General features: G+C 68.3%; 20 protein-coding genes. 8 read left to right on the top strand and 12 right to left on the bottom strand.

Features of this window, described 5'->3' with window-relative positions:
- Positions 1 to 344: 344 nt before the first annotated feature.
- From DFQ59_RS12460 to DFQ59_RS12410, 11 genes are all read right to left on the bottom strand, one after another.
- A complete protein-coding gene (locus tag DFQ59_RS12460) occupies positions 345 to 1691 on the bottom strand; it encodes a sensor histidine kinase (RefSeq protein ID WP_114280045.1) in 1347 nt (448 codons plus the stop codon).
- Between the two features lie 33 nt (positions 1692 to 1724).
- Complete coding sequence (locus tag DFQ59_RS12455; RefSeq protein WP_114280044.1) at positions 1725 to 3179, bottom strand: sigma-54-dependent transcriptional regulator; 1455 nt, start codon at positions 3177 to 3179, stop codon at positions 1725 to 1727.
- A gap of 223 nt (positions 3180 to 3402) precedes the next feature.
- Positions 3403 to 3942 carry a [NiFe]-hydrogenase assembly chaperone HybE gene (hybE, locus tag DFQ59_RS12450; protein WP_114280043.1) on the bottom strand — a complete coding sequence of 180 codons (540 nt, stop codon included), beginning with the start codon at positions 3940 to 3942 and terminating at the stop codon, positions 3403 to 3405.
- A 93-nt stretch (positions 3943 to 4035) separates the two neighbouring features.
- Positions 4036 to 4563 (bottom strand): HyaD/HybD family hydrogenase maturation endopeptidase, encoded by a 528-nt coding sequence (locus DFQ59_RS12445; RefSeq protein ID WP_211314927.1) that lies wholly within the window; start codon positions 4561 to 4563, stop codon positions 4036 to 4038.
- Positions 4560 to 6263, bottom strand: a complete 1704-nt coding sequence (locus tag DFQ59_RS12440; protein ID WP_114280042.1) for a nickel-dependent hydrogenase large subunit — start codon at positions 6261 to 6263, stop codon at positions 4560 to 4562. Before DFQ59_RS12440 ends, DFQ59_RS12445 begins: the two co-directional genes overlap by 4 nt.
- Before the next feature lie 28 nt (positions 6264 to 6291).
- On the bottom strand, positions 6292 to 7431 hold the full coding sequence (gene hybB / locus DFQ59_RS12435) for a Ni/Fe-hydrogenase cytochrome b subunit (RefSeq protein WP_114280041.1): 1140 nt from the start codon (positions 7429 to 7431) through the stop codon (positions 6292 to 6294).
- Positions 7428 to 8468 (bottom strand): hydrogenase 2 operon protein HybA, encoded by a 1041-nt coding sequence (hybA, locus tag DFQ59_RS12430; protein WP_114280040.1) that lies wholly within the window; start codon positions 8466 to 8468, stop codon positions 7428 to 7430. Before hybA ends, hybB begins: the two co-directional genes overlap by 4 nt.
- 13 nt (positions 8469 to 8481) lie before the next feature.
- Complete coding sequence (locus DFQ59_RS12425; protein WP_114280039.1) at positions 8482 to 9612, bottom strand: hydrogenase small subunit; 1131 nt, start codon at positions 9610 to 9612, stop codon at positions 8482 to 8484.
- 260 nt (positions 9613 to 9872) lie between these two features.
- The gene (locus DFQ59_RS12420; protein ID WP_114280038.1) at positions 9873 to 10745 is read right to left on the bottom strand and encodes an ATP-binding protein; all 873 of its coding nucleotides are present in this window, start codon (positions 10743 to 10745) and stop codon (positions 9873 to 9875) included.
- Positions 10746 to 10774: 29 nt separating this feature from the next.
- Complete coding sequence (locus DFQ59_RS12415) at positions 10775 to 12037, bottom strand: HlyC/CorC family transporter (protein WP_114280037.1); 1263 nt, start codon at positions 12035 to 12037, stop codon at positions 10775 to 10777.
- 36 nt (positions 12038 to 12073) lie between these two features.
- A complete protein-coding gene (locus DFQ59_RS12410) occupies positions 12074 to 12874 on the bottom strand; it encodes a cytochrome C assembly family protein (RefSeq protein ID WP_114280036.1) in 801 nt (266 codons plus the stop codon).
- A 401-nt stretch (positions 12875 to 13275) separates the two neighbouring features.
- Here DFQ59_RS12410 and ffh point away from each other — a divergent pair, with 401 nt between their 5' ends.
- The 8 genes from ffh (at position 13276) to DFQ59_RS12370 (ending at position 19552) form a co-directional block, all read left to right on the top strand.
- Positions 13276 to 14649, top strand: a complete 1374-nt coding sequence (gene ffh, locus DFQ59_RS12405) for a signal recognition particle protein (RefSeq protein ID WP_114280035.1) — start codon at positions 13276 to 13278, stop codon at positions 14647 to 14649.
- A gap of 176 nt (positions 14650 to 14825) precedes the next feature.
- Entirely contained in the window at positions 14826 to 15068 is a 243-nt protein-coding gene (gene rpsP, locus DFQ59_RS12400; protein ID WP_114280034.1) for a 30S ribosomal protein S16, read from the top strand.
- Between the two features lie 40 nt (positions 15069 to 15108).
- Positions 15109 to 15621 (top strand): ribosome maturation factor RimM, encoded by a 513-nt coding sequence (rimM, locus tag DFQ59_RS12395; protein ID WP_114280033.1) that lies wholly within the window; start codon positions 15109 to 15111, stop codon positions 15619 to 15621.
- A gap of 11 nt (positions 15622 to 15632) precedes the next feature.
- Positions 15633 to 16433, top strand: coding sequence for a tRNA (guanosine(37)-N1)-methyltransferase TrmD (gene trmD / locus DFQ59_RS12390; RefSeq protein ID WP_281268257.1), 801 nt, complete (start codon positions 15633 to 15635; stop codon positions 16431 to 16433).
- A gap of 166 nt (positions 16434 to 16599) precedes the next feature.
- Entirely contained in the window at positions 16600 to 16944 is a 345-nt protein-coding gene (gene rplS, locus DFQ59_RS12385; RefSeq protein ID WP_114280032.1) for a 50S ribosomal protein L19, read from the top strand.
- Positions 16945 to 17146: 202 nt separating this feature from the next.
- Positions 17147 to 17644: a methylated-DNA--[protein]-cysteine S-methyltransferase gene (locus DFQ59_RS12380; protein ID WP_114280031.1), complete on the top strand. Its 498-nt coding sequence runs from the start codon at positions 17147 to 17149 to the stop codon at positions 17642 to 17644.
- Positions 17628 to 18548, top strand: a complete 921-nt coding sequence (gene xerD, locus DFQ59_RS12375; RefSeq protein WP_114280030.1) for a site-specific tyrosine recombinase XerD — start codon at positions 17628 to 17630, stop codon at positions 18546 to 18548. The genes DFQ59_RS12380 and xerD overlap by 17 nt, the downstream gene beginning before the upstream one ends.
- Positions 18549 to 18838: 290 nt before the next feature.
- Entirely contained in the window at positions 18839 to 19552 is a 714-nt protein-coding gene (locus DFQ59_RS12370; protein ID WP_114280029.1) for a DsbC family protein, read from the top strand.
- A 95-nt stretch (positions 19553 to 19647) separates the two neighbouring features.
- On the opposite strand, the gene trxA is transcribed toward DFQ59_RS12370, so the two are convergent.
- On the bottom strand, positions 19648 to 20508 hold the full coding sequence (trxA, locus tag DFQ59_RS12365) for a thioredoxin (RefSeq protein WP_114280028.1): 861 nt from the start codon (positions 20506 to 20508) through the stop codon (positions 19648 to 19650).
- Between the last annotated feature and the right edge of the window lie 130 nt (positions 20509 to 20638).

Below are 20638 nucleotides of genomic sequence, written 5' to 3'. Positions count from 1 at the left end.
GCCATGGGTCTCGGGCCCGTACGCGGCGACGCCGGGGGATGGCGAAGGTCCGCGTGGTTGAATGCGTGAATGCGTGAATGCGTGAATGCGTGAATGCGTTAGTGCGTGAATGCGTTAGTGCGTTAGTGCGTTAGTGCGTGAAGGGCGAAGGGGTTGCGCGGATTCTGGATTTCCGGGGACGCTCTTGGCGGAACACGGAACACGGAACACGGAACACGGAACACGGAACACGGAACACGGAACACGGAACACGGATGTGCGGATGTGCGGATGTGCGGATGTGCGGATGAATCCGCACCTACCATCCTTATCCCTTATCCCTTATCCCTTATCCCTTGTCCCCGTCACCCCGACAGCGGCAGGGTGAGGGTGAACAGCGCCCCGCCGTCGGGGCCGTTCGTCGCCTCCAGCGTGCCGCCGTGGTGTTCCACGATTTCGTAGCAGATCCAGAGCCCGAGCCCGGTGCCCTGTCCCGGGTCCTTGGTGGTGTAGAAGGGCTCGAAGATGTGGGGCAGGTCGCGCTCGGCCAGGCCCGGGCCATTGTCGCGGACCCGCAGCCAGGCGTGGCCTGATCCGCTGGTGGCGTCGATCCGGATCACGGGACGGGGATGCCCCGCGGTCGCATCCACTGCGTTCTGCACCAGGTTGACCAGCACCTGGTGCAGCTGGCCGGCATTGCCGAACACCACCAGCCGCTCGGGCAGCTCCAGCTCCACCTCCGGCCGCTGTTGCAGTCCCTTCACCACCCAGTGCGCGGCGGTGGTGGCGATCGCGGCCAGGTTCACCGGCTCCGGCTCCTGTCCGCCGCGCAGTGAGAGATGGCGCAGGCTGCGGATGATCTCGCCAATCCGCGCGGCTCCCTCCACCATGCCGTCCACCAGCGAGGGAAGGTCATCCAGGATGTCATCGATGTCCAGGGCCCGGCGCTGGCGATCCAGTACCTGTGGGTCCACGCCGCGGTGGACGAGTCCCAGATAATCCCCCAGGGCGTGGGTGTAGCGGCGCAGGATATGGGCGTTGCCGTAGACGAAGCTCACCGGGTTGTTCAGCTCGTGGGCCACGCCCGCCACCAGCCGGCCGAGGGAGGCCATCTTCTCCGATTGCAGGATGCGCTGCTGGGCCTGCTGCAGTTCGTGGTGGGCACGGTTCAGTCGCCGGTAGGCGCGGCGCAGCTCGCCCACCGGGCGCCCGACCAGCACCAGTCCCACCGCGTCGCCGCGGGGATCGCGGCGCAGGGCACAGTTGAGGACCACCGGCTCACTGGCGCGGCCGGTGTGGTCGAGCAGGCGCACCTCTCTCTCACAGGCCGAGGGGCGCTCGGGCAGCGCCGGCCAGTGGGTCGTCAGGTGGCGTGATCCGGGGTCCAGGAGTTCCGTCATGCTCAGCCCGATGACCTCGGCGCCGGTGCGTCCCGTGAGGCGGGTGAAGGCGTGGTTGACCTGTTGTACCCGGCCGTCGGGAGCGCAGACGACCAGGACCTCGGAGATGGAGGCAAGTACGCTCTCGATAAATTGCTGCGCCTCGCGCAGGCTGTGATTCTGGCGCTCAAGCTCGATCTCGCGCTCGATGAGCTCCGCCTGGACCCCCTCCACCCGGAATATCTCGCGCAGCCAGCCGGTATCCACGGGCGGGGCGTCGGGATCGAACAGTGCCGCCAGCACTGCCTCACGCCTGTCCTGGTCGGAGCTCATTCAAACCCCTCCTGAGGTGCCCGGTGCGCGGGCTCAGTTCACCCGCTCGAGCCCGTAACGCTGCAGCTTGCCGCGCAGTCCGACCCGTGAGAGACCGAGCGCCCGGGCGGCGCGGCTGATGTTCCAGCCGTGACGGCGAAGGGTGTCGCGGATGATCCGCTCCTCGAAGCTCTCCACCTGCTCCTTCAGCGTCATGCCGTCGGTGGGCGCCTGGCCCGACGGCTGCGGAGTGTCCATGGCGTTGGCGACCCCGGCGCTGCCGAGGCGGGGCGAGAGGAGATCGGGGCCCAGTACCGGACCGTCGGCCAGGGCCACCATGCGCTGGATCTCGTTCTGCATCTCCCGCACGTTGCCGGGCCAGGCGTAGGACTTGAACCGTGCCAGGACCGTCTCGCTGAAGCCGGTGATGCGCTTGTGGAAGGAAGCCGCGGTCCGCTCCAGGAGATGGGCGGCCAGGAGCGGGATGTCCATCGGCCGGCTGCGCAGGGGGGGGAGGTGCAGGGGAAAGGCGCCAAGGCGGTAGTAGAGATCGGGACGGAAACGCCGGGCGGCGACAGCGGCCTCCAGGTCGCAGTTGGTGGCCGCGATGACGCGCACGTCCACCCGCCGCCGCCGGGTATTGCCAAGCGGCCGTATCTCCCCCTCCTGCAGAACCCGCAGCAGCTTGACCTGGAAGGTCAGCGAGGTCTCGCCAATCTCGTCCAGGAAGATGCTGCCGTCGTCGGCCTGCTCGAACAGCCCGATGCGATCCTCGTAGGCGCCGGTGAAGGCGCCCTTCTTGCAGCCGAACAGCTCGCTCTCCAGCAGTTGATCCGGCAGGGCGCCGCAGTTCTCGGCCACGAAGGAGCCCTCGCGGCGCGGGCTGCTGTAGTGAATGGCCCGGGCCAGCAGATCCTTGCCGGTTCCGGATTCTCCGGTGATGAGCACCGGGATGTCGTACTCGGCGATGCGCATCGCCAGGCTGCACAGGCGCGCCAGCGGGCTGTCGGGCGCGTGGATGAGGCTCTCGAAGGCGTAGTGGTGCTGCAGGATCCGGCGTTTCTCGGCGATGGTCTGCTGCAGGGCGGGGGCGGCCCGCTTGAGCTCCACGCTCACGTTCTGGTTGTCCTGCTGCAGGCGGAACAGCTCGGCCGCGCCGCGCACCACCTCCAGCAGCCGGTCGGGTTCCCAGGGCTTGGTCAGGTACTGGTAGATGCCGGCCTCGTTCACGCCGGCAATGATGTTCTCGGAGTCGGAGTAGCCGGAGATGATCAGCCGGACGGGATCCGGCCAGCAATCCCGGACCCGCTTGAGGAAGTCCACCCCGGATTCCCCCGGCATGCGCTGGTCGCACAGGATGACGTGGATCAGCTCGTTGTTGAGCAGGGCCTCGGCATCGGCGGCACTGGCGGCGGTGAGGGTGTCGAACTCCTCCCTGAGAACACGGCGGATGGCTTCCTGCGAGCGCACTTCATCATCGACGATGAGCACGCACGGGCGGCTTTTCATCGGTACTGATCTCTCCTGGACGCGGACGGGGTTGGCGCACGCCAAGAGCCATATGTGGATTTTATGGCACGGACAGAGAATGCCTATGGCCGGAAATGGCCGCCATGACCTGCGTCAAAGGAGTTGGCAGGGGTCAACCGGCAGCACAGGTGCGGACTCATCCGCACGCTTGTGCCGGACCCTCCTCCCGGCCGGATGGATCCAGCCCCGCGCCGCGGCCGGGCTACCCGCCGAGCAGTTTCCTGAAAAATCCGCGCCGGTCGGTGGCGGGGCGGGGATCCGCTGATTGCGCCGCTGCCTGTCCCGGCGCCCCGGCGTGGGTTTCGAGCAGGGCGGCCACGGCGGTGCGGGCGCTCGCCCGGGCGGCCTCCTGATCGGGGAAGCCGGACATGGGAGAGGCCAGCGACAGGGCGAGGTACGCACCGAGCTCTTCGTCCCGCGAGCTGAGGAAGCGTTCGCTGCGGCCGGCCAGATCGATCTGGAGATCGCTACCCTCGGGTGGCAGCGCGGGGGCCCCGGGAAGGCGGGGGAACAGGACCAGGTTCATGAACCAGGGGGTGACGAGCACCCCTGCCCACCAGGGTCCGAAGGCCCGGAAGCCGATGGTTTCCACGGCCAGGTCCGGCCGGTAGATGGGCAGATCGCGCATGCGCGTCTCTCCGATGAGCCGGAAGCGCGCCTCCAGCTCCATGCTCAGCTGTTCCGGATTGGCAAAGGGTGCGTTCTGGTTCATGGCCACGGAAACGAAGGGGGGCGCCGTCATGGCGCCCCCCGATTCTACCGCCCCGGTGCCTGCCGCGTCGCGCCCGGCGGGGCCTGTCGGTTCAACGCCGGGCCGCCTGGCGCTGTAGGCGGTTCACGCCGCCGAGCTGTGCGGCGTGAACCGGCGGGGCCGGTGGCCCAGGCGCTCGAGGTCCTCCAGCACGTTGGCGAGCAGCTCGTCGCGGCGCGCGCCCACGGTGTGGGTGAGTTCGAGGCCGGTGGCCAGGGATTCGGGCTCGATCCCGTGGATGATGACCTCCCCGGGATACTCCCCGGTCAGGCGCAGCGAGGCGAGCACGTCGGACAGGGCTACCTGGTGGGGCGAAACCTTGTTCATGAAGAAGGCGGGCACCGCGTTCCCCGTCAACCTCACCAGGGTGCCCGGGGCCTTCCCGGTCTTGACCGCGTCCACCACGATGAGCACATCACACTCGGCGATGGGCTCCAGCAGCTCCATGCCCGACGTGCCGCCGTCGATCACCTCCACGTTGCCGTCGAAGCTGAAATCCCGGGCCAGGCGCGCGGCCAGCCGTGCGCCCACCCCCTCGTCACTGAGCAGGATGTTGCCCAGTCCCAGCACCAGGATTCGCGGTGCCGGATTGCGGTCCGGGATGCCGGTCACAGGGCCCGCACCTTGATCAGCTCGTTGTTCTCCGTGTCCACCAGGTGCACGGCGCAGGCCAGGCAGGGATCGAAGGAGTGCACGGTGCGCAGCACCTCCAGCGGTTTCTCGGGGTCGGCAACCGGGTTGTCCATGAGGGAGGCCTCGTAGGGTCCGATGGCGTCGTTCTCGTCCCGGGGGCCGGCGTTCCAGGTGGTGGGCACCACGGCCTGGTAGTTCTTGATCCTGCCGTCCTCGATCACGACCCAGTGGGAGAGCACGCCGCGCGGCGCCTCGTGGAATCCGAAGCCGCGGATCTCGCCCTTGGGGAAGACCGGGCGGTTGAAGGTGTCCAGGTCGCCGCTGGCGATGTTGTCCATGAGCAGCTGCCACTGCTCGTTGAGGGCGTCGTAGAGCACCGCGGCGCGCACCGCGCGGGCGGCATGGCGGCCGATGGTGGAGTGCAGCGCCGAAACGGGGATCTCGCTGCCGGCGACGGTCCCGACCAGGTTCAGCGCGTAGTCGAGCCAGTGCGTGGTGGAGCCGTGCCCGGCGGCCGCCATGGCGAGGACGTTGGCCAGCGGGCCCACCTGGGCGCGCTCGTCGTAGAAGGTGGGCGCCTTCACCCAGGAGTACTTGCCCTCGTCCTGGAAGTCGGTGTACTGGGGGATGGTCTCGCCGTCGTAAGGGTGCAGGGCGCCTTTCCCGCCCTCGTACCAGGCGTGCTTGACGCTCTCCTTCACCCCCTGCTCGAAGTAGCTGTCGGTGTAGCTGGTGATGGCCTTGAAGCTGGCGAGGTCGCCGCCGTGGACATAGCCGCCGGGCAGCGCGAACTTCGTGCCCTTGGTGTCCAGGGGCATGTCCGGCACCGACAGGTAGTTGGTGATGCCGGCGCCGTACTGGGTCCAGTCGGCGTAGAGGGCGCCGATGGCCGCCACGTCCACCAGGTAGGCGTTGCGGACGAAGGCGCCGATCTCGTCGATGAGCGTCTTGATGTAGGCGAGCCGCTCCATCCCCAGGGTGGAGGGGCTGTCGAGGTTGATGGCGTTGGCCACGCCGCCCACGGCCAGGTTCTGGATGTGGGGCGTCTTGGAACCGAGGATGGTGACGATCTTGTTGGCCTTGCGCTGGTACTCGAGCGCCTGCAGGTAGTGGGCCGCGGCCAGCAGGTTGACCTCCGGCGGCAGCTTCATGGCCGGGTGGCCCCAGTAGCCGTTGGCGAAGATGCCGAGCTGGCCGGAGCTGACGAAGGTCTTGAGCCGGTCCTGGACGGCGCGCATCTCCTGTTCGCTGTTGAGATGCCAGTCCGAGAGGCTCTGGGCCAGCTGGGCCGCCTGCTTCGGGTCGGCATCCAGCGCCGAGACGATGTCCACCCAGTCCAGCGCCGAGAGGTGGTAGAAGTGGACGATGTGATCATGCAGCGCATGGGCCGCCATGATCATGTTGCGGATGTACTGGGCGTTGAGCGGCACCTCCAGGTCCAGCGCGTTCTCCACCGCGCGCACCGAGGTGATGGCGTGCACCGTGGTGCACACGCCGCAGATGCGCTGGGCGAAAACCCAGGCGTCGCGCGGGTCGCGGCCCTGCAGGATGAGCTCGATGCCGCGCCACATCTGGCCCGAGGCCCAGGCCTTGGAGACCTTGCCCTCATTGATCTCGCAGTCGATGCGGAGGTGGCCTTCGATGCGGGTGACAGGATCGACGATGATGCGGTTGGTCATGGTTCCCCCAATGTTCAGTCGGCTGCCATCACGCGTGTTTGGCCAGCACGGGAAGCTTCTTCACGAATACCAGGTAGAGCAGGATCTCGATGGAAAAGACGCCCACGGTCACGAGCATCTCCGGCACCGACGGGAAGTAGTGCCAGGTGCCGTTCACCGGTTCGTAGCCCACCAGGTAGGAGTTGATGCGGAACAGGATGCCGGCCGTGAGCAGGGTTACCGCCGCGATGAACTGCGCCCGGGCGCTGCGCTGGGCCTGCTGGCGGGCCAGCAGGGCCAGGCCGCCGATGAACAGCGCCGATTCCAGCAGGAACATGTTGGCCCGGAGATCGCCGGCGAGGGCATGGCCGAGGGCGCCCCGGAACAGCAGGTCGCCGAAGCGCACCGCCAGGAAGATGGCGCCCACCACCAGGATGACCCGGTTGAGCCGTCCCATGAGGCCGGTCTCCAGCTGGCGGCGCAGGCCGAGCGCCGCGAGCACCGACTCGAAGGGCACCAGCGCCAGGCCCATGAGAATGGCCGAGCTGAGATAGAGCAGGGGCAGGAACTGGGTCTGCCACAGGGGGGAGACCTTGTGGCCGAGAATGACGATGGCGCTGCCGAGGGACGACTGGTGCATGGTGGGCAGCAGCACGCCCAGGGCGATGATGATGAACAGTACCCGGCTCAGCTTTTCGCGGGCGTTGTGGAGGCCGAAGCGCTCCAGGAACGTGGGCGCGAACTCGATCCAGAGCACGGTGATGTAGCCGGCCACGCACAGCGCGATCTCCCACATCACCGAATTGGGCTGGGCGTACCAGGGCAGGAACAGGTTGTAGAAGTTCCAGTAGCGGCCCAGGTCGAACATCACCGCGATACCGGCAAGCGTATAGCCGAACAGGCTCGCCATGACCGCCGAGCGGACGATGGGATGGTACTCGCCGCGGTTGAGGATGTAGACGATGAGCGACACCGCGTAGCCGGCACAACCGAAGGCGGTGCCGATGACGATGTCGATGATCACCCAGATACCCCAGGGATAGCCGTCGTTCAGGTTGGTGACCGCGCCCAGTCCATAGACGAAGCGGCCGGCCAGGAGCGCCAGGGCAATCGCCGCGAGGAAGGCCAGGACCAGGAACGGGACCGTGACCAGGCGGCCGCCGACGGGTGCGTGTGCATGGGCGCTCATGAGTCCTTCTCCTCCTTCTTCGCGGCGGCGTCCGGCTCCATGCCCTCATCGGTGAACAGGGGGTCGTCGGCCTGGTTCCGCTTGATGTTGCGCCGCGCCAGGAAGACGAGGCCGCCAAGCAGGAGGGCCGGTCCGGCCATCCCCTTGTAGAGGGTGTGCTGAAGGCCCTCGGAGAGGGTCGGGTAGCCGACGTCGGGCACGTCGGTGGGCAGTCCCAGCTTGTCGAAGGGAACTCCCGCGAGGTACATCACCTGGGTCCCGCCCAGTTCCCGGTCGCCGTAGAGATGCTGCTGATAGTTGCCCGTGGCGGCCACGTGGGTGGGTCGATCGGAGCCGATCTCCCCGCGCGGGAACTCCAGCTCGGTTCCCGGCGCCGCGGCCAGCCGGCGCTGCGCCTCCGCCTTGAGCTGCTCCACGGGGCCGAACAGGGAGGCGCCGGTGGGACAGACGTCGCAGCAGGCCGGGATGCCGCCCTCGGCCAGCAGGTGGCTGCAGAGCTGGCACTTGCCGATCTGTCCGAAGGGATCGTCGTAGTTGTAGCGCGGTACGCCGAAGGGGCAGGAGTAGACGCAGTAGCGGCAGCCGATGCAGAGGCTCGGATCATGACTCACCAGCCCGGTGAGGGGATCCTTGTGCATCGCCGAAACCGGGCAGGCGGACACGCAGGAGGGATCCACGCAGTGCAGGCAGTGGCGCTTGACGAAGGCATAGCCGTCCTCGACCCGGTCCTTCTCGGCCCGGGTGCCGTTCACGTAGGCCTTGATGATGTTGTAGGTGGTGGGCGAGAGGTCCAGCGGGGTGTCCCAGGTGCCCGTGTTCCACTCGCCGCCCTCGGGCAGCCGCTCCGGCGGGAGGTCGTTGGCCTCCTTGCAGGCGCTCATGCAGGCCTTGCAGCCGATGCACAGGGTGGAGTCGTAGAGCATGCCGATGGCCTGCGGCGGCATCGGTTTCGGCTCGCGCATCAGCGCGGCCTGGCCCGCGGCGGGGGCAGCCGCCGCCAGGGCAGCTGTCGCCTTGAGAAAATCGCGTCGTTTCATGGCCGCACCCCCGTCAATCCGGCTTGCCGGACTCGGCGTGTTCGCCGTTCTCGGCCTGCTCGGCCTTGCCCAGGCGGCTGGCGAAAACGGCCCCGGCGCCGATGGCCGCCCCGCCGAGCCCCGCGGCCAGCGCGGCGGCTCCCGGGGTGATCCCCCGGCCCTTGTCCTCGGCGATGCGGGCGAAGGCGGTGGGCGGAGAGACCGTCTTCAGCTCGGCCAGGGCATGGATGGGCTTGGTGAACCCGACGCCCTCCTCGGTGCAGCCGAAGCAGGGATGACCGGTGCCCACCGGCCAGGCGCCGGGGCCCACGTCGCCGAACAGGATGGTGGGGCAGTTGGCGTAGGTCTCGGGACCCTTGCAGCCGATCTTGTACAGGCACCAGCCCTGGCGGTGGCCCTCGTCCCCGAACTCCAGGGCGAAGCGGCCGGCGTCGAAATGGGGTCGGCGTTCGCAGTTCTCGTGGATGAGGCGGCTGTAGGCGAATTTCGGCCGGTTCTTGTGATCCAGCTCCGGCAGCTTCCCGAAGGTGATGAAATGCAGCACCGAGGCGAGGAAGTTGTAGGGGTTCGGCGGGCAGCCGGGGATATTGAGCACCGTCTTGTCAGTGAGGATTTTCTGCACCCCGACCGCGCCGGTGGGGTTGGGTCCGCTGGAGGGGATGCCGCCCCAGGAGGCGCAGGAGCCGATGGCGATGATGGCCGCCGCGCCGGCCGCGGCCTCCATGACGTGCTCCTGCATGGTGCGGTTGGCCACCTTGCAGTAGATGCCGCCGTCCTTGGTGGGGATGGAGCCGTCCACCACCAGCACGTAGTTGCCGCGGTTGGCCTCCATGGAAGCGTGCCGCGCCGCCTCCGCCTGGTGGCCCGCCGCGGCCTGCAGGGTTTCGTTGTAATCCAGCGAGATGGCTTCAAGAATCAGGTGTTCGAGGGTGGGATGGGTGGAGCGCAGCAGCGATTCGGTACAGCCGGTGCACTCCTGGGCCGACAGCCAGACGACCGGCGGCCGCCCGGGGGCGGTGGCCGCCTCGGCGATGCGCACGCCCAGGGCGGGCGAGAGGCCCAGCGTGGCCGCCACCCCGGTACAGAACTGGATAAATTCCCGGCGGCTGACCCCCCCGATACCACTGTTCAGTTCACCATCCATTGTCATGCTCCGCGCGTTGGTCGCGGCGGCGGTACAGGCCGCGACGGCTAATCACCGATGATCAGGATGGTTATTGCAAGGGCCATACCAGAGCGTTCAGCTGGGTGACCTGGCGGAGAAAGTTCCGGTAAAACAGCCGGATAGTTATGGGCGAGGGTGATTGTGGGACGCGAGGGGTGGTAAGCGGGTTTGCAGGTGTAACAAGGGGGTTTTCATCTGTCCGCTCCGGCGGGGGCGCCGGAGCGGTTCCTGGTGCGGCCTCAGTCGTCCTGTTCCAGCCGGTTGCGTCCGGCCCAGTCCTGGGCGAACTGGCGGGCGGAGCGGCCGCTGCGGGAGCCGCGGGCCAGGGCCCACTGCAGGGCGGCGCGGCGGATGGGCTCCGGCTCCGCGCAGTCCACCCGGTAGACGTCGAGCCAGTGGAAGACGATGTCCAGGTACTGGTCCTGGTTGAAGGGGTAGAAGGAGAGCCACAGTCCGAAGCGCTCGGAGAGGGAGATCTTCTCCTCCACCGCCTCGCCGTGGTGAATCTCGGTCTCCACCACCCGGGCCTCGAGGTTCTCGTGCATGTACTCGGGCAGCAGATGGCGGCGGTTGGAAGTGGCGCAGATGAGGAGATTTTCGGGCGGAGCGGCCACCGAGCCGTCGAGCAGGCTCTTCAGCGCCTTGTAGCTGGCGTCGTCGGCCTCGAAGGAGAGGTCGTCGGAGAAAATCAGGAACCGTTCGGGCCGCCCGCGCAGCAGCTCGGCGATCTCCGGCAGATCCTCCAGGTGGGGCTTGTCCACCTCCACCAGGCGCAGGCCGCGCCCGGCGTAGGCATGGAGCAGGGCCTTGATGAGGGAGGACTTGCCGGTGCCGCGGGAGCCCCACAGCAGCACGTTGTTGGCCGGCAGGCCGGCGACGAACTGGCGGATATTGCGCTCCAGCGCCTCCTTCTGGGGTTCGATGTCGCGCAGGTCCTCGAGCCGGATGGGATGGGGCTGCAGCACCGGCTGCAGGTGGCCATGTCCGCCCCGGCGGCGCCAGCGGTAGGCGGTGGCGCTCCAGTCCGTGTCCGGCGCGCCGGCGGGAAGCAGCTGTTCGAGTCGCGCCAGCAGTTCCTCGGCGCGGTCGATGAGTCGGTCCAGGTCGGCCATGTATTCTCCCTCCAGCGGGTCCTCTGCGGCTAATCATCCAGCCGCGGCAGGATGCGCACGGTCTTCACGGCGTTGCCGGTGGTCTGGACGATCTCGATGGGGTAGCCCGCCAGCTTGAGGCTGGTCCCGGCCTCCGGGATGTTCTCCAGGTACTCCAGCACCAGGCCGTTGAGGGTCTTGGGGCCGTCGGTGGGCAGGTCCAGCCCCTCCAGCCGGTTCAGCTCGCGGATGGTCACCCCGGCGTCCACCAGCAGGCTGCCGTCATCCTGGGGGTGGATGTCGCGGCTCAGCGCCGAGACGTCGGTGGTGAACTCGCCGATGATCTCCTCGAGGATGTCTTCCAGGGTCACCAGGCCCTGGATGTCGCCGTATTCATCCACCACCAGGCCGATGCGGCGGCGGCTGCGCTGGAAGTTGAGCAGCTGCCGGTGCAGCGCCGTGCCCTCGGGGACGTAGTAGGGCTCGCGCACCAGCCCGATGAGTCGCTCCTTGTCGAAGACGCTGGTGCCGAGCAGCGACAGCACGTTGCGGGCATGGAGTACGCCCACCACGTCGTCGATGCTGTCGCGGTAGACGGGCAGCCGGGTGTGCTGGCAGTGGATCAGTTGCTCCAGGATCTCCTCCCACTCATCCTCCAGATCGATGCCCACCACCTCGTTGCGGGGCACCATGATGTCCTCCACCGTCACCTTCTCCAGGTCGAGGATGTTGAGCAGCATCTCCTGGTGGCGCCGGGGGATGAGGGCGCCGGCCTCGTTGACCACCGTGCGCAGCTCCTCGCTGCTGAGGCTGTGGCTGGGCGCCTGTTCGGCGGAGACGCCGATCACCCGCAGAACGCCGTTGGCCAGCATGTTGACCGCCCAGACCAGGGGGTAGAGCAGCCGCTGGAGCACCATCAGCACGGCGCTGGCGGGGAAGGCCACCCGCTCGGGGTGCAGGGCGGCGACGGTCTTGGGGGCCACCTCGGCGAAGATCAGGATCACCAGGGTCAGCAGGCCGGCGGCGATGGCGATGCCCGCCTCGCCGAACAGGCGTAGGGCGATGACCGTGGCGATGGAGGAGGCGAGGATGTTGACGAAGTTGTTGCCGATGAGGATGAGGCCGATGAGCCGGTCGGGCCGCTCCAGCAGGCGCTGGGCGCGCTGGGCGCCACGCAGCTTCTTCTCCGCCAGGTGGCGCAGACGATAGCGGTTCAGCGACATCATTCCCGTCTCGGAGCCGGAAAAGAAGGCGGACAGGAGGATGAGTACCAGCAGGGCGCCGAACAGGACGCTCAGGGGGGCATCGCTCAAGGTGATTGACCTCGGAGTCGTTGGTGTCCCGAACGCTCAGCGCTGCAGGATCAGCTCCAGCACCAGCTTGCTGCCGAAGTAGGCCAGGGCCAGGAAGCCGAAGCCCCACAGGGTCCAGCGCACCGCGGTGCGGCCACGCCAGCCGAAGCGGTAACGCCCCCACAGCAGCACGGCGAACACCAGCCAGGCGATGATGGACAGCACCGTCTTGTGGACCAGGTGCTGGGCGAAGATGTCGTCGATATAGAGCACCCCGGTGACCAGGGACAGGCCCAGCAGGATGAAGCCGGCCCAGATCATCTGGAACAGCAGAGTCTCCATGGTCTGCAGCGGCGGCAGCGCGCGCACGAAACCGCCCGGCTGGCGGTTGCGCAGATGCCGGTGCTGCAGTGCCAGCAGCAGCGCCTGCAGCGCCGCGATGGTCAGCAGGCTGTAGGCAAGGATCGAAATCAGGATGTGGCTGAGCAGGTCCGGGCTGCGGATGTCGTGCACGATGTGGTGCATCGGAAACAGCAGGGCGGTGATGATGGTGACGGCCGCGAGCGGGAGGATGGCGATCCCGACATTCTCCATCGGCATGCGCAGGGAGCCGAGCAGCACCAGGATGGTCATGATCCAGGCCAGCAGGGAGGCGACATTGAAGAAGCTCAGGTCGCGGTCCATCCCCACGTGGATCCAGTGGTAGAGCAGGAGTCCGTGCAGCACCGCGGCCAGCAGGCCGGGGGCGAGGACGGGCAGCTTGGGCAGATCCGGCCTGCGCATGAGCCGCCATGCCAGCAGCGTGCCGGAGGTAAGGTAGAGGACAATGCTGGCGGTGCTGATGAGCGCTGTATTCATGCTTCCTGCTGTCAGTGCACGACTGCGGCGATGATCGCATATCTCCATCCTCCAGAGAAGGCTTGGGCGGGATGGTGAATGTGTGAATGTGTGAATGCGTGAATGCGTGAATGCGTGAATGCGTGAATGCGTGAGTGCGTGAGTGCGTGAGTGCGTGAGTGCGTGAGTGCGTGAGTGCGGGAGTGCGGGAGTGCGGGAGTGCGGGAGTGCGGGAGTGCGTGAAGGGTCAATGGACAATGGACAAAGGATAAAGGCGGCTGGGAGCCGAACGGGGACCCCGGTGTCCCCTGCTCCCTGTTCCGTGAGTGCCGGGATGGGCGATGCCGGCCCTGACCTGCAGGGGCAGACTCGGGTATAATCCCATCTCTTAGGCCAACTCCCTGCGAGAATCCTGACGACCCATGTTCGAAAACCTGACCGAACGGCTCGGCCGCACCCTGAAAAACCTCCGCGGCCAGGGACGCCTGACCGAGGACAACATCAAGGATGCCCTGCGCGAGGTGCGCATGGCGCTGCTGGAGGCCGACGTGGCCCTCCCGGTGGTGCGCGACTTCATCGACCGGGTGCGCGAGCGCTCGGTGGGCCAGGATGTCATGCAGAGCCTCACCCCGGGCCAGGCCCTGGTGCGGGTGGTGCGCGACGAGCTGGTGCGGGTCATGGGCGAGTACAACGACGAGCTCGACCTCAGCGCCCGCCCGCCGGCGGTCATCCTCATGGCCGGCCTGCAGGGCTCGGGCAAGACCACCAGCGTGGCGAAGCTCGCCCGCTGGCTGAAGGAGCGGCGCAAGAAGTCGGTGCTCGTCACCAGTGCCGACATCTACCGTCCGGCGGCCATTGAGCAGTTGCGCACCCTGGCCGCCGAGGTGGGGGTGGAGTTCTTCCCCAGCAGCGCCGACCAGGACCCGGTGGCGATCGCCCGGGGGGCCCTCGCGCAGGCGCGCACCCGCTTCATCGACGTGGTCATCGTCGACACCGCGGGCCGGCTCCACGTGGACGCGGAGATGATGGACGAGGTCCAGCGTCTGCATGGGGCCGTGGAGCCGGTGGAGACGCTGTTCGTGGTGGACAGCATGACCGGCCAGGACGCGGCCAACACCGCGCGGGTGTTCAACGAGGCGCTGCCCCTCACCGGTGTCATCCTCACCAAGGCCGACGGCGACGCCCGTGGCGGCGCCGCGCTCTCCATCCGCGGCCTGACCGGCAAGCCCATCAAGTTCCTGGGCGTCGGGGAGAAGACCGATGCCCTGGAGCCTTTCCACCCGGACCGCGTCGCCTCGCGCATCCTCGGGATGGGGGACATCCTCTCCCTCATCGAGGAGGCCGAGCACAAGGTGGACCGCCAGCAGGCGGAGAAGCTGGCGCGCAAGGTGCAGAAGGGCAAGGATTTCGACCTGGACGATTTCCGCGCCCAGCTGCAGCAGATGCAGAGCATGGGCGGCGTGGCCGGCCTGCTCGACAAGCTGCCCGGGGTGGCCGACCTGCCGGACAAGGTGAAGAACCAGGTCAATGACAAGGACATGCGCCGGCTGGAGGCGATCATCGGTTCCATGACCGCCCAGGAGCGGCGTCACCCGGGCATCATCAACGGCTCCCGCAAGCGCCGGATCGCCAGCGGCTCCGGAACCCAGGTCCAGGACGTCAACCGCCTCCTGAAGCAGTTCACCCAGATGCAGAAGATGATGAAAAAGCTCTCCCGCAAGGGAGGGATGAAGAAGATGATGCGCGGGATGAAGGGCATGCTGCCCCCCGGCGGGGTTCCGCCCATGCGCTTCTGAAGCGGCAAGCGACTGATCCGGCGGGAGTTTGCGTTCGCTTTCCCGGTGCGCGAAGGGGCCGCCCGCGCCGCTGCGCACATATCTCTTCCAATTTGTTGTAAGTCCAGTAAAATAACCGGCTTTTCCCGGGACGGTCGTGTGGCCGCCCTTCAGGCAGCAAGAGGATACGAATTCGTATGGTGACCATTCGTCTCGCCCGGTCGGGCGCCAAGAAGCGTCCGTTCTACCAGATCGTGGTGACGGACAGCCGTAACCGCCGTGATGGCCGCTTCATCGAGCGCCTCGGCTTTTTCAACCCCATCGCCGCCGGTGGCGAGCAGCGGCTCGAGGTGAACCAGGAGCGCGTCAGCTACTGGATCGCCCAGGGCGCCAAGCCCTCCGACCGGGTGAACAGCCTGCTGAAGCAGGCCAGCGCCTGAGGTGCGGGCGGTGGCCGCTTGCGGCCGCCGCGACAGTGCAATGGGCGGGGACGCGACTGATCTGTTGGTGATGGGCCGCGTCTCCGGCGTGTTCGGAATACGCGGCTGGGTCAAGGTCTGGTCCAACAGCGACCCGCGGGAAAACCTGCTCGAGTATCCGGTCTGGCAATTGCGCCTGACCGGCGGCTGGCGGCCGGTGCGGGTGCTGGAGGGCAAGGTGCACGGCAAGGCCCTGGTCGTCCGGCTGGAAGGTTGCGAGGACCGGGAAGCGGCCCGCGCGCTGATCGACGCGGACATCGCGATCCGGCGCGAAGAGCTGCCGCTCCTGCCCCAGGGCGAGTACTACTGGGGCGAGCTCGAGGGGTTGCGGGTGGAGACACTCGAAGGCCGGGCGCTCGGCGTGGTCGACCACCTCATCGAGACCGGCGCCAACGATGTGCTGGTGGTGCGGGGAGAGCGCGAGCGCCTCATTCCCTATCTGCCGGGCGACGTGGTCCGCGAGGTGGACCTGGAGCAGGGGACCCTGCGCGTGGACTGGGACCCGGAGTTCTGAACCGGGCCGCCGTGGAAACGAAGCGCGCGCAAGGGGACGCAGTTCCGGAGCCGGCCTTCCGGGCCGGGGTGGTGACCCTGTTCCCGGAGATGTTCGACGCCATAACCGCCCACGGCATTACCGGCCGGGCGGTGAAGCGGGGGTTGCTGGAGCTGATGTTCAGCAATCCGCGGGACTTCACCCGCGACCGTCACCGGACGGTGGACGATCGTCCCTACGGCGGCGGGCCGGGCATGGTGATGATGGTGGAGCCGCTGCGCTCGGCCATCGCCGCGGCGCGTTCGGCGGCGGGGGCCGGGGCCAGGGTGGTCTACCTCTCGCCCCAGGGACGGCTGCTGGACCAGCGCGGCGTGGAAGAGCTCGCCGGGCGCGGACGGCTGGTTCTCGTCGCCGGCCGCTACGAGGGTGTCGACGAGCGGCTGATCGAGTCCGAGGTGGACGAGGAGTGGTCCGTCGGCGACTACGTGCTGAGCGGCGGCGAGCTGGGGGCGATGGTGATGCTGGATGCGATCACCCGTCTTCTGCCCGGGGCGCTGGGGCACCAGGATTCCGCGCAGCAGGACTCCTTCGCCGCCGGGCTGCTGGACTGCCCGCACTACACGCGTCCGGAGGAGCTGGATGGACGCCGGGTGCCGGAGGTGCTGCTGTCGGGCAACCACGCGGCCATCGAGCGCTGGCGGCTCAAGCAGTCCCTGGGACGGACCTGGGAACGGCGTCCGGATCTGCTGGCGCGGCTGGAGCTGGATGCGCAACAGCGCGCCCTGCTGGAGGAGTACCGGCGCGAGCACGAAGGGCGGGACGAGGAACGGTAAAGGGTGGAGGAGCCGCTGGCCAATCCGGTTGCAAGGGCAGCCGGATTGGCCAGCGGCTCCCGGATACGGGTGAGTCGGTGCCTGTTCAGCGGGACGCGGCCGCCGGGATTCACATACAGGGCGGGGCCGTCGCAGGCAGCCGAAAGCAAGTTATCAGGAGCAAGCCATGAGCAACATCATCGACCAGATCAACGCCGAGCAGATGAATAAGGATGTGCCGGAATTCGCCCCCGGCGACACCGTGGTGGTGCAGGTGAAGGTCACCGAGGGCAACCGCGAGCGTCTGCAGGCCTTCGAGGGCGTGGTCATCGCCAAGCGCAACCGCGGGCTCGACTCCTCCTTCACCGTGCGCAAGATCTCCCATGGTGAGGGCGTGGAGCGCGTCTTCCCCGTCTACAGCCCGCTGGTGGATTCCATCGCCGTGAAGCGCCGCGGCGACGTCCGCCGGGCCAAGCTGTACTACCTGCGCGAACTGCGCGGCAAGGCGGCCCGCATCAAGGAGAAGCTCTAAGCCGCGCACTAACCGTCCTTCCGGGACGGTTAGTCAGGCAACGCAGAGCGGGCGCCCGTTGCCGGGCGCCCGCTCTGCGTTGGGGTCGCCGCCGCGCGGCGGCGACCCGCATCGGCGCCGGTCGCCGGCCCTCCGCCTCGCCAAGGGCATGATAATCGGGCAGACTCCCGGAGACAGGAGATCCGCCGACCCGGGTAGCGCCATGATTCAGTCCGGCTTCCGCCATACCGATCCGTCCCTTTTCGACGCGGTGATCGAAACGCCGCTCGGTCCGCTGGGAATCCGGCTGCAGGAAGGGCGGCTGGCCGCGGTGGCGTTTCTCGATCCGGAGCGGGCTACTCCCCGTGGCGGCAGCGCCGGGGCCAAGACCGTGGCCCGGATGCTGGCACGGTACTTCGCCGATCCCCGCCAGCCGCTCCGGCCGCCGCTGGCCCCCGCACCCACCCCCTATCAGGCCCGGGTCCGTAGCGCTCTGCTCGCCATCCCGCCGGGCGAGACCCGTAGCTACGGTCAACTCGCCGCGGCGCTGGGCAGCGGCGCGCGGGCCGTGGCCGGTGCCTGCCGTGCCAACCCGCTGCCCATCGTGGTGCCCTGCCACCGCGTGGTGGCGGCCGCCGGCCCGGGCGGGTATGCCGGTGCCCGCACGGGCCGTCCGCTGCAGGTTAAGCAATGGTTGCTGCGTCATGAGCATCGCTGCTGACCGCCGCCTGCCGGAGGATGAGCGCCGGCTGCTGGAAACGTTTCTGGATGCGCTGTGGATGGAGCAGGGGCTGTCCGCGAACACGCTGGCGGCCTACCGGGCCGATCTGGGGGCGCTGGGGCTGTGGCTGGCGGCCCGGGACAGTCGCCTGGCCGGCGCGGGCCGCGCCGATCTGATGGCTTTCCTGGCCGAGCGGATGAGCGGCGGCGCCCGGCCCCGGTCCACGGCCCGGCTGCTCTCCAGCCTGCGGCGCTTCTACCGCTACCTGGCCCGGGAGGGCCGCATTCCCGAGGACCCCACCCTGCGCATCGACGCGCCGCGCACCGGCCGGCCGCTGCCGAAGACGCTGACCGAGGAGGAGGTGGAGGCGCTGCTGGCGGCGCCGCCCCTGGACACGGTGCTGGGCCTGCGTGACCGGACCATGCTGGAGGTGCTCTATGCCTGCGGGCTGCGGGTCTCGGAGCTGGTGGGGCTGCAGCTGGGGCAGGTGAACCTGCGCCAGGGCGTGGTGCGGATTACCGGCAAGGGCGGCAAGGAGCGGCTGGTGCCCCTGGGGGAGGAGGCGCTGGCCTGGCTCGAGCGCTACCTGCGCGAGGCGCGTCCGTCGCTGCTGCGTGGGCGAGCCGGTTCGGCCCTGTTTCCGACCGGCCGCGGGGCGACCATGACCCGCCAGGCCTTCTGGTACCTGATCAAGCGCTATGCGCTGTCCGCGGGCATCGCCAAGCCGCTCTCGCCCCATACCCTGCGCCACGCCTTCGCCACCCACCTCATCAACCATGGTGCGGACCTGCGCGTGGTGCAGCTGCTGCTGGGCCACAGCGATCTCTCCACCACCCAGATCTACACCCATGTGGCCCGGGAACGGCTGAAGGATCTCCATGCCCGCCATCATCCGCGGGGCTGAAACGGGGCCACGCACCTCCGGACACCGGCGCCCGGCCAAGACGGGAGCCCCGGCCGGCGCCGACCCCTCCGGGGCCCGCCCATGTGGAGCCGCTGGCCTCGCCGAGCGAACAAGACGGCCGCGGGGGCAAGGGTGTCCGATTACATGAAGCGCCCCTGATGGGGCCTTCAACAGCCCGATCGCGGTATGATCGGGAACCGTCGTGCATGGACAGCCTCTAACCGAGACACGGCCCCGGTGCCGGGTGGCGCCGCCGGGAACTCAATATTTTCACGCGAGGAACGAATCTGATGCTGAATCGATACGCGGGTGCCCTGGCCCTGTGCCTGGCCGGAACCGGAACAGTGCTGGCAGCCGAGGGGGCGCAGGAATCCGTGGCCGATGCCATGGCCCAGGTGTTCGGCGCCGAGAACGTCAAGAGCGTCACCGCCACGCCCGTTCCGGGCCTTAACGAGGTGGTGCTGGACGGCGAGGTGATCTACGTGAGCGACGACGGCCGCTACCTGATCCAGGGCAATCTCGTGGATATCCAGGAGCGCCGCAACCTCACCGAGGAGCGCCGCGGCGAAATGCGCGCCGAGGCAATCTCGGCACTGGACGAGAAGGACATGGTGGTGTTCGCGCCGGCCGGCGATGTGAAGCACACCCTGACCGTGTTCACCGATCCCGACTGCCCCTACTGCCGCAAGCTGCACAGCGAGGTGCCCCAGCTGAACGCCGCGGGCGTCAAGGTGCGCTACCTGGCCTTCCCGCGCCAGGGAATCCCCTCGCCGGGTTATGACAAGGCCGTGTCCGTGTGGTGCGCCGAGGATCGCGCGGCGGCAATGACGGCCGCCAAGTCCGGGGCGGAGGTGGAGAGCCGCACCTGCGACAACCCCGTCATGGACCAGCTGCAGACGGGCATGCGCCTGGGCGTGCGCGGCACTCCCACCATCATCACCGAGACCGGCCGCACCTTCCCCGGCTACGTCCCCGCCGCCGAGTTGCTGAACCAGCTGGATTGAGGGGGGTTGCAGTTACCGGCTTCCGGTCGCCGGTTACCAGTCGCCAGGAGATTCCAGCAATGACCGGTGACTGGTAACCGGCGACCGGAAACTGCTCAGTACAACGCCTGCGCCATCTTCGCCCGGTAGCGCGTCACCAGGCCGCCGCTGCCGCCGAGCAGGTCGAACACGGCCACCATCGCCTTGCGCGCCGCGTCGTCGCCGTAGTTGCGGTTCCGCCGGAGAATGGCCAGGTAGTGCTCCAGGGCCGGCTCGTAGTCGCCCGCCTGGACCAGGCGGGCGGCCAGCCGGTAGCGCGCTTCGAGGTCGCCCTCGTCGGCGGCCACGGCCTGCTCCAGCGCCGCCTGTTCCGGGGCGTCGGCGGCAGCCTCGGCGAACAGTCGCAGGGCGCGCAGCCGTTCCACCGCCGGGTCGGCCAGCATGTCCACCGGCAGCTGGTCGATGCGGGCGCCCGCCTCCACCACCTCTCCCGCCGTCAGCAGCGCTTCGATCAGCACCAGCTGGGCGGGCACGTAGGCCTCATCCTCGGCCAGCGCGGCCCGCGCCTGCTCCAGGGCCGATGCCACATCGTGCCGCTCCAGGGACTCGCGGGCGGCCTGGATGCGGGCGTCGGCGGGCCGTGACAGGTGGGGATCGATGAAGCGGCGGACCTCCGATTCCGGCTGGGCGCCCATGAACTGATCCACGGGCTTGCCGTGGCGGAACAGGATCACGGTGGGGACGCTGCGCACGCCGAACTGCATGGCCAGTTCCTGCTCGGCGTCGATGTTCGCCTTGGCCAGGATGAACTTGCCCTGGTACTCCTCGGCCAGCTTCGTGAGGATGGGCATCAGCGACTTGCACGGGCCGCACCACTCGGCCCAGAAATCCACCACCACCGGTACTTCCCTGGAGATTTCCAGCAGGTCGTTGAAGTGATCCAGGGTGGCATCGACGATAGAGGGGATTGTGTTCATGGGCTCCTCGCAATCAGCTGTGTGCGTCGGTCCGGCGCCGCCCGTGGCCGGAACCCCGTCCCGAAGGTCGCGGAACGGGTGGCGGCCGGCCTTTTCCCGCTGCCGGCCCGGCGCGGAAGGACCGCCTGTC

The organism is Thioalbus denitrificans, from assembly GCF_003337735.1.
Lineage (GTDB): Bacteria > Pseudomonadota > Gammaproteobacteria > DSM-26407 > DSM-26407 > Thioalbus > Thioalbus denitrificans.
The sequence above is the reverse complement of the archived record's forward strand: the minus strand, read 5'-3'. Positions and strand labels throughout refer to the sequence as shown.

Excerpts from the sequence above, each read along its gene's own strand:
- DFQ59_RS12455 (WP_114280044.1), bottom strand. The coding sequence starts at position 3,179 with ATGAAAAGCCGCCCGTGCGTGCTCATCGTCGATGATGAAGTGCGCTCG.
- hybE (WP_114280043.1), bottom strand. The coding sequence starts at position 3,942 with ATGACGGCGCCCCCCTTCGTTTCCGTGGCCATGAACCAGAACGCACCC.
- hybA (WP_114280040.1), bottom strand. The coding sequence starts at position 8,468 with ATGAAACGACGCGATTTTCTCAAGGCGACAGCTGCCCTGGCGGCGGCT.
- rpsP (WP_114280034.1), top strand. The coding sequence starts at position 14,826 with ATGGTGACCATTCGTCTCGCCCGGTCGGGCGCCAAGAAGCGTCCGTTC.
- DFQ59_RS12370 (WP_114280029.1), top strand. The coding sequence starts at position 18,839 with ATGCTGAATCGATACGCGGGTGCCCTGGCCCTGTGCCTGGCCGGAACC.
- DFQ59_RS12410 (WP_114280036.1), bottom strand. The coding sequence starts at position 12,874 with ATGAATACAGCGCTCATCAGCACCGCCAGCATTGTCCTCTACCTTACC.
- DFQ59_RS12460 (WP_114280045.1), bottom strand. The coding sequence starts at position 1,691 with ATGAGCTCCGACCAGGACAGGCGTGAGGCAGTGCTGGCGGCACTGTTC.
- rimM (WP_114280033.1), top strand. The coding sequence starts at position 15,109 with ATGGGCGGGGACGCGACTGATCTGTTGGTGATGGGCCGCGTCTCCGGC.
- ffh (WP_114280035.1), top strand. The coding sequence starts at position 13,276 with ATGTTCGAAAACCTGACCGAACGGCTCGGCCGCACCCTGAAAAACCTC.
- DFQ59_RS12420 (WP_114280038.1), bottom strand. The coding sequence starts at position 10,745 with ATGGCCGACCTGGACCGACTCATCGACCGCGCCGAGGAACTGCTGGCG.
- rplS (WP_114280032.1), top strand. The coding sequence starts at position 16,600 with ATGAGCAACATCATCGACCAGATCAACGCCGAGCAGATGAATAAGGAT.
- trxA (WP_114280028.1), bottom strand. The coding sequence starts at position 20,508 with ATGAACACAATCCCCTCTATCGTCGATGCCACCCTGGATCACTTCAAC.
- hybB (WP_114280041.1), bottom strand. The coding sequence starts at position 7,431 with ATGAGCGCCCATGCACACGCACCCGTCGGCGGCCGCCTGGTCACGGTC.
- DFQ59_RS12440 (WP_114280042.1), bottom strand. The coding sequence starts at position 6,263 with ATGACCAACCGCATCATCGTCGATCCTGTCACCCGCATCGAAGGCCAC.
- xerD (WP_114280030.1), top strand. The coding sequence starts at position 17,628 with ATGAGCATCGCTGCTGACCGCCGCCTGCCGGAGGATGAGCGCCGGCTG.
- DFQ59_RS12425 (WP_114280039.1), bottom strand. The coding sequence starts at position 9,612 with ATGGATGGTGAACTGAACAGTGGTATCGGGGGGGTCAGCCGCCGGGAA.
- DFQ59_RS12380 (WP_114280031.1), top strand. The coding sequence starts at position 17,147 with ATGATTCAGTCCGGCTTCCGCCATACCGATCCGTCCCTTTTCGACGCG.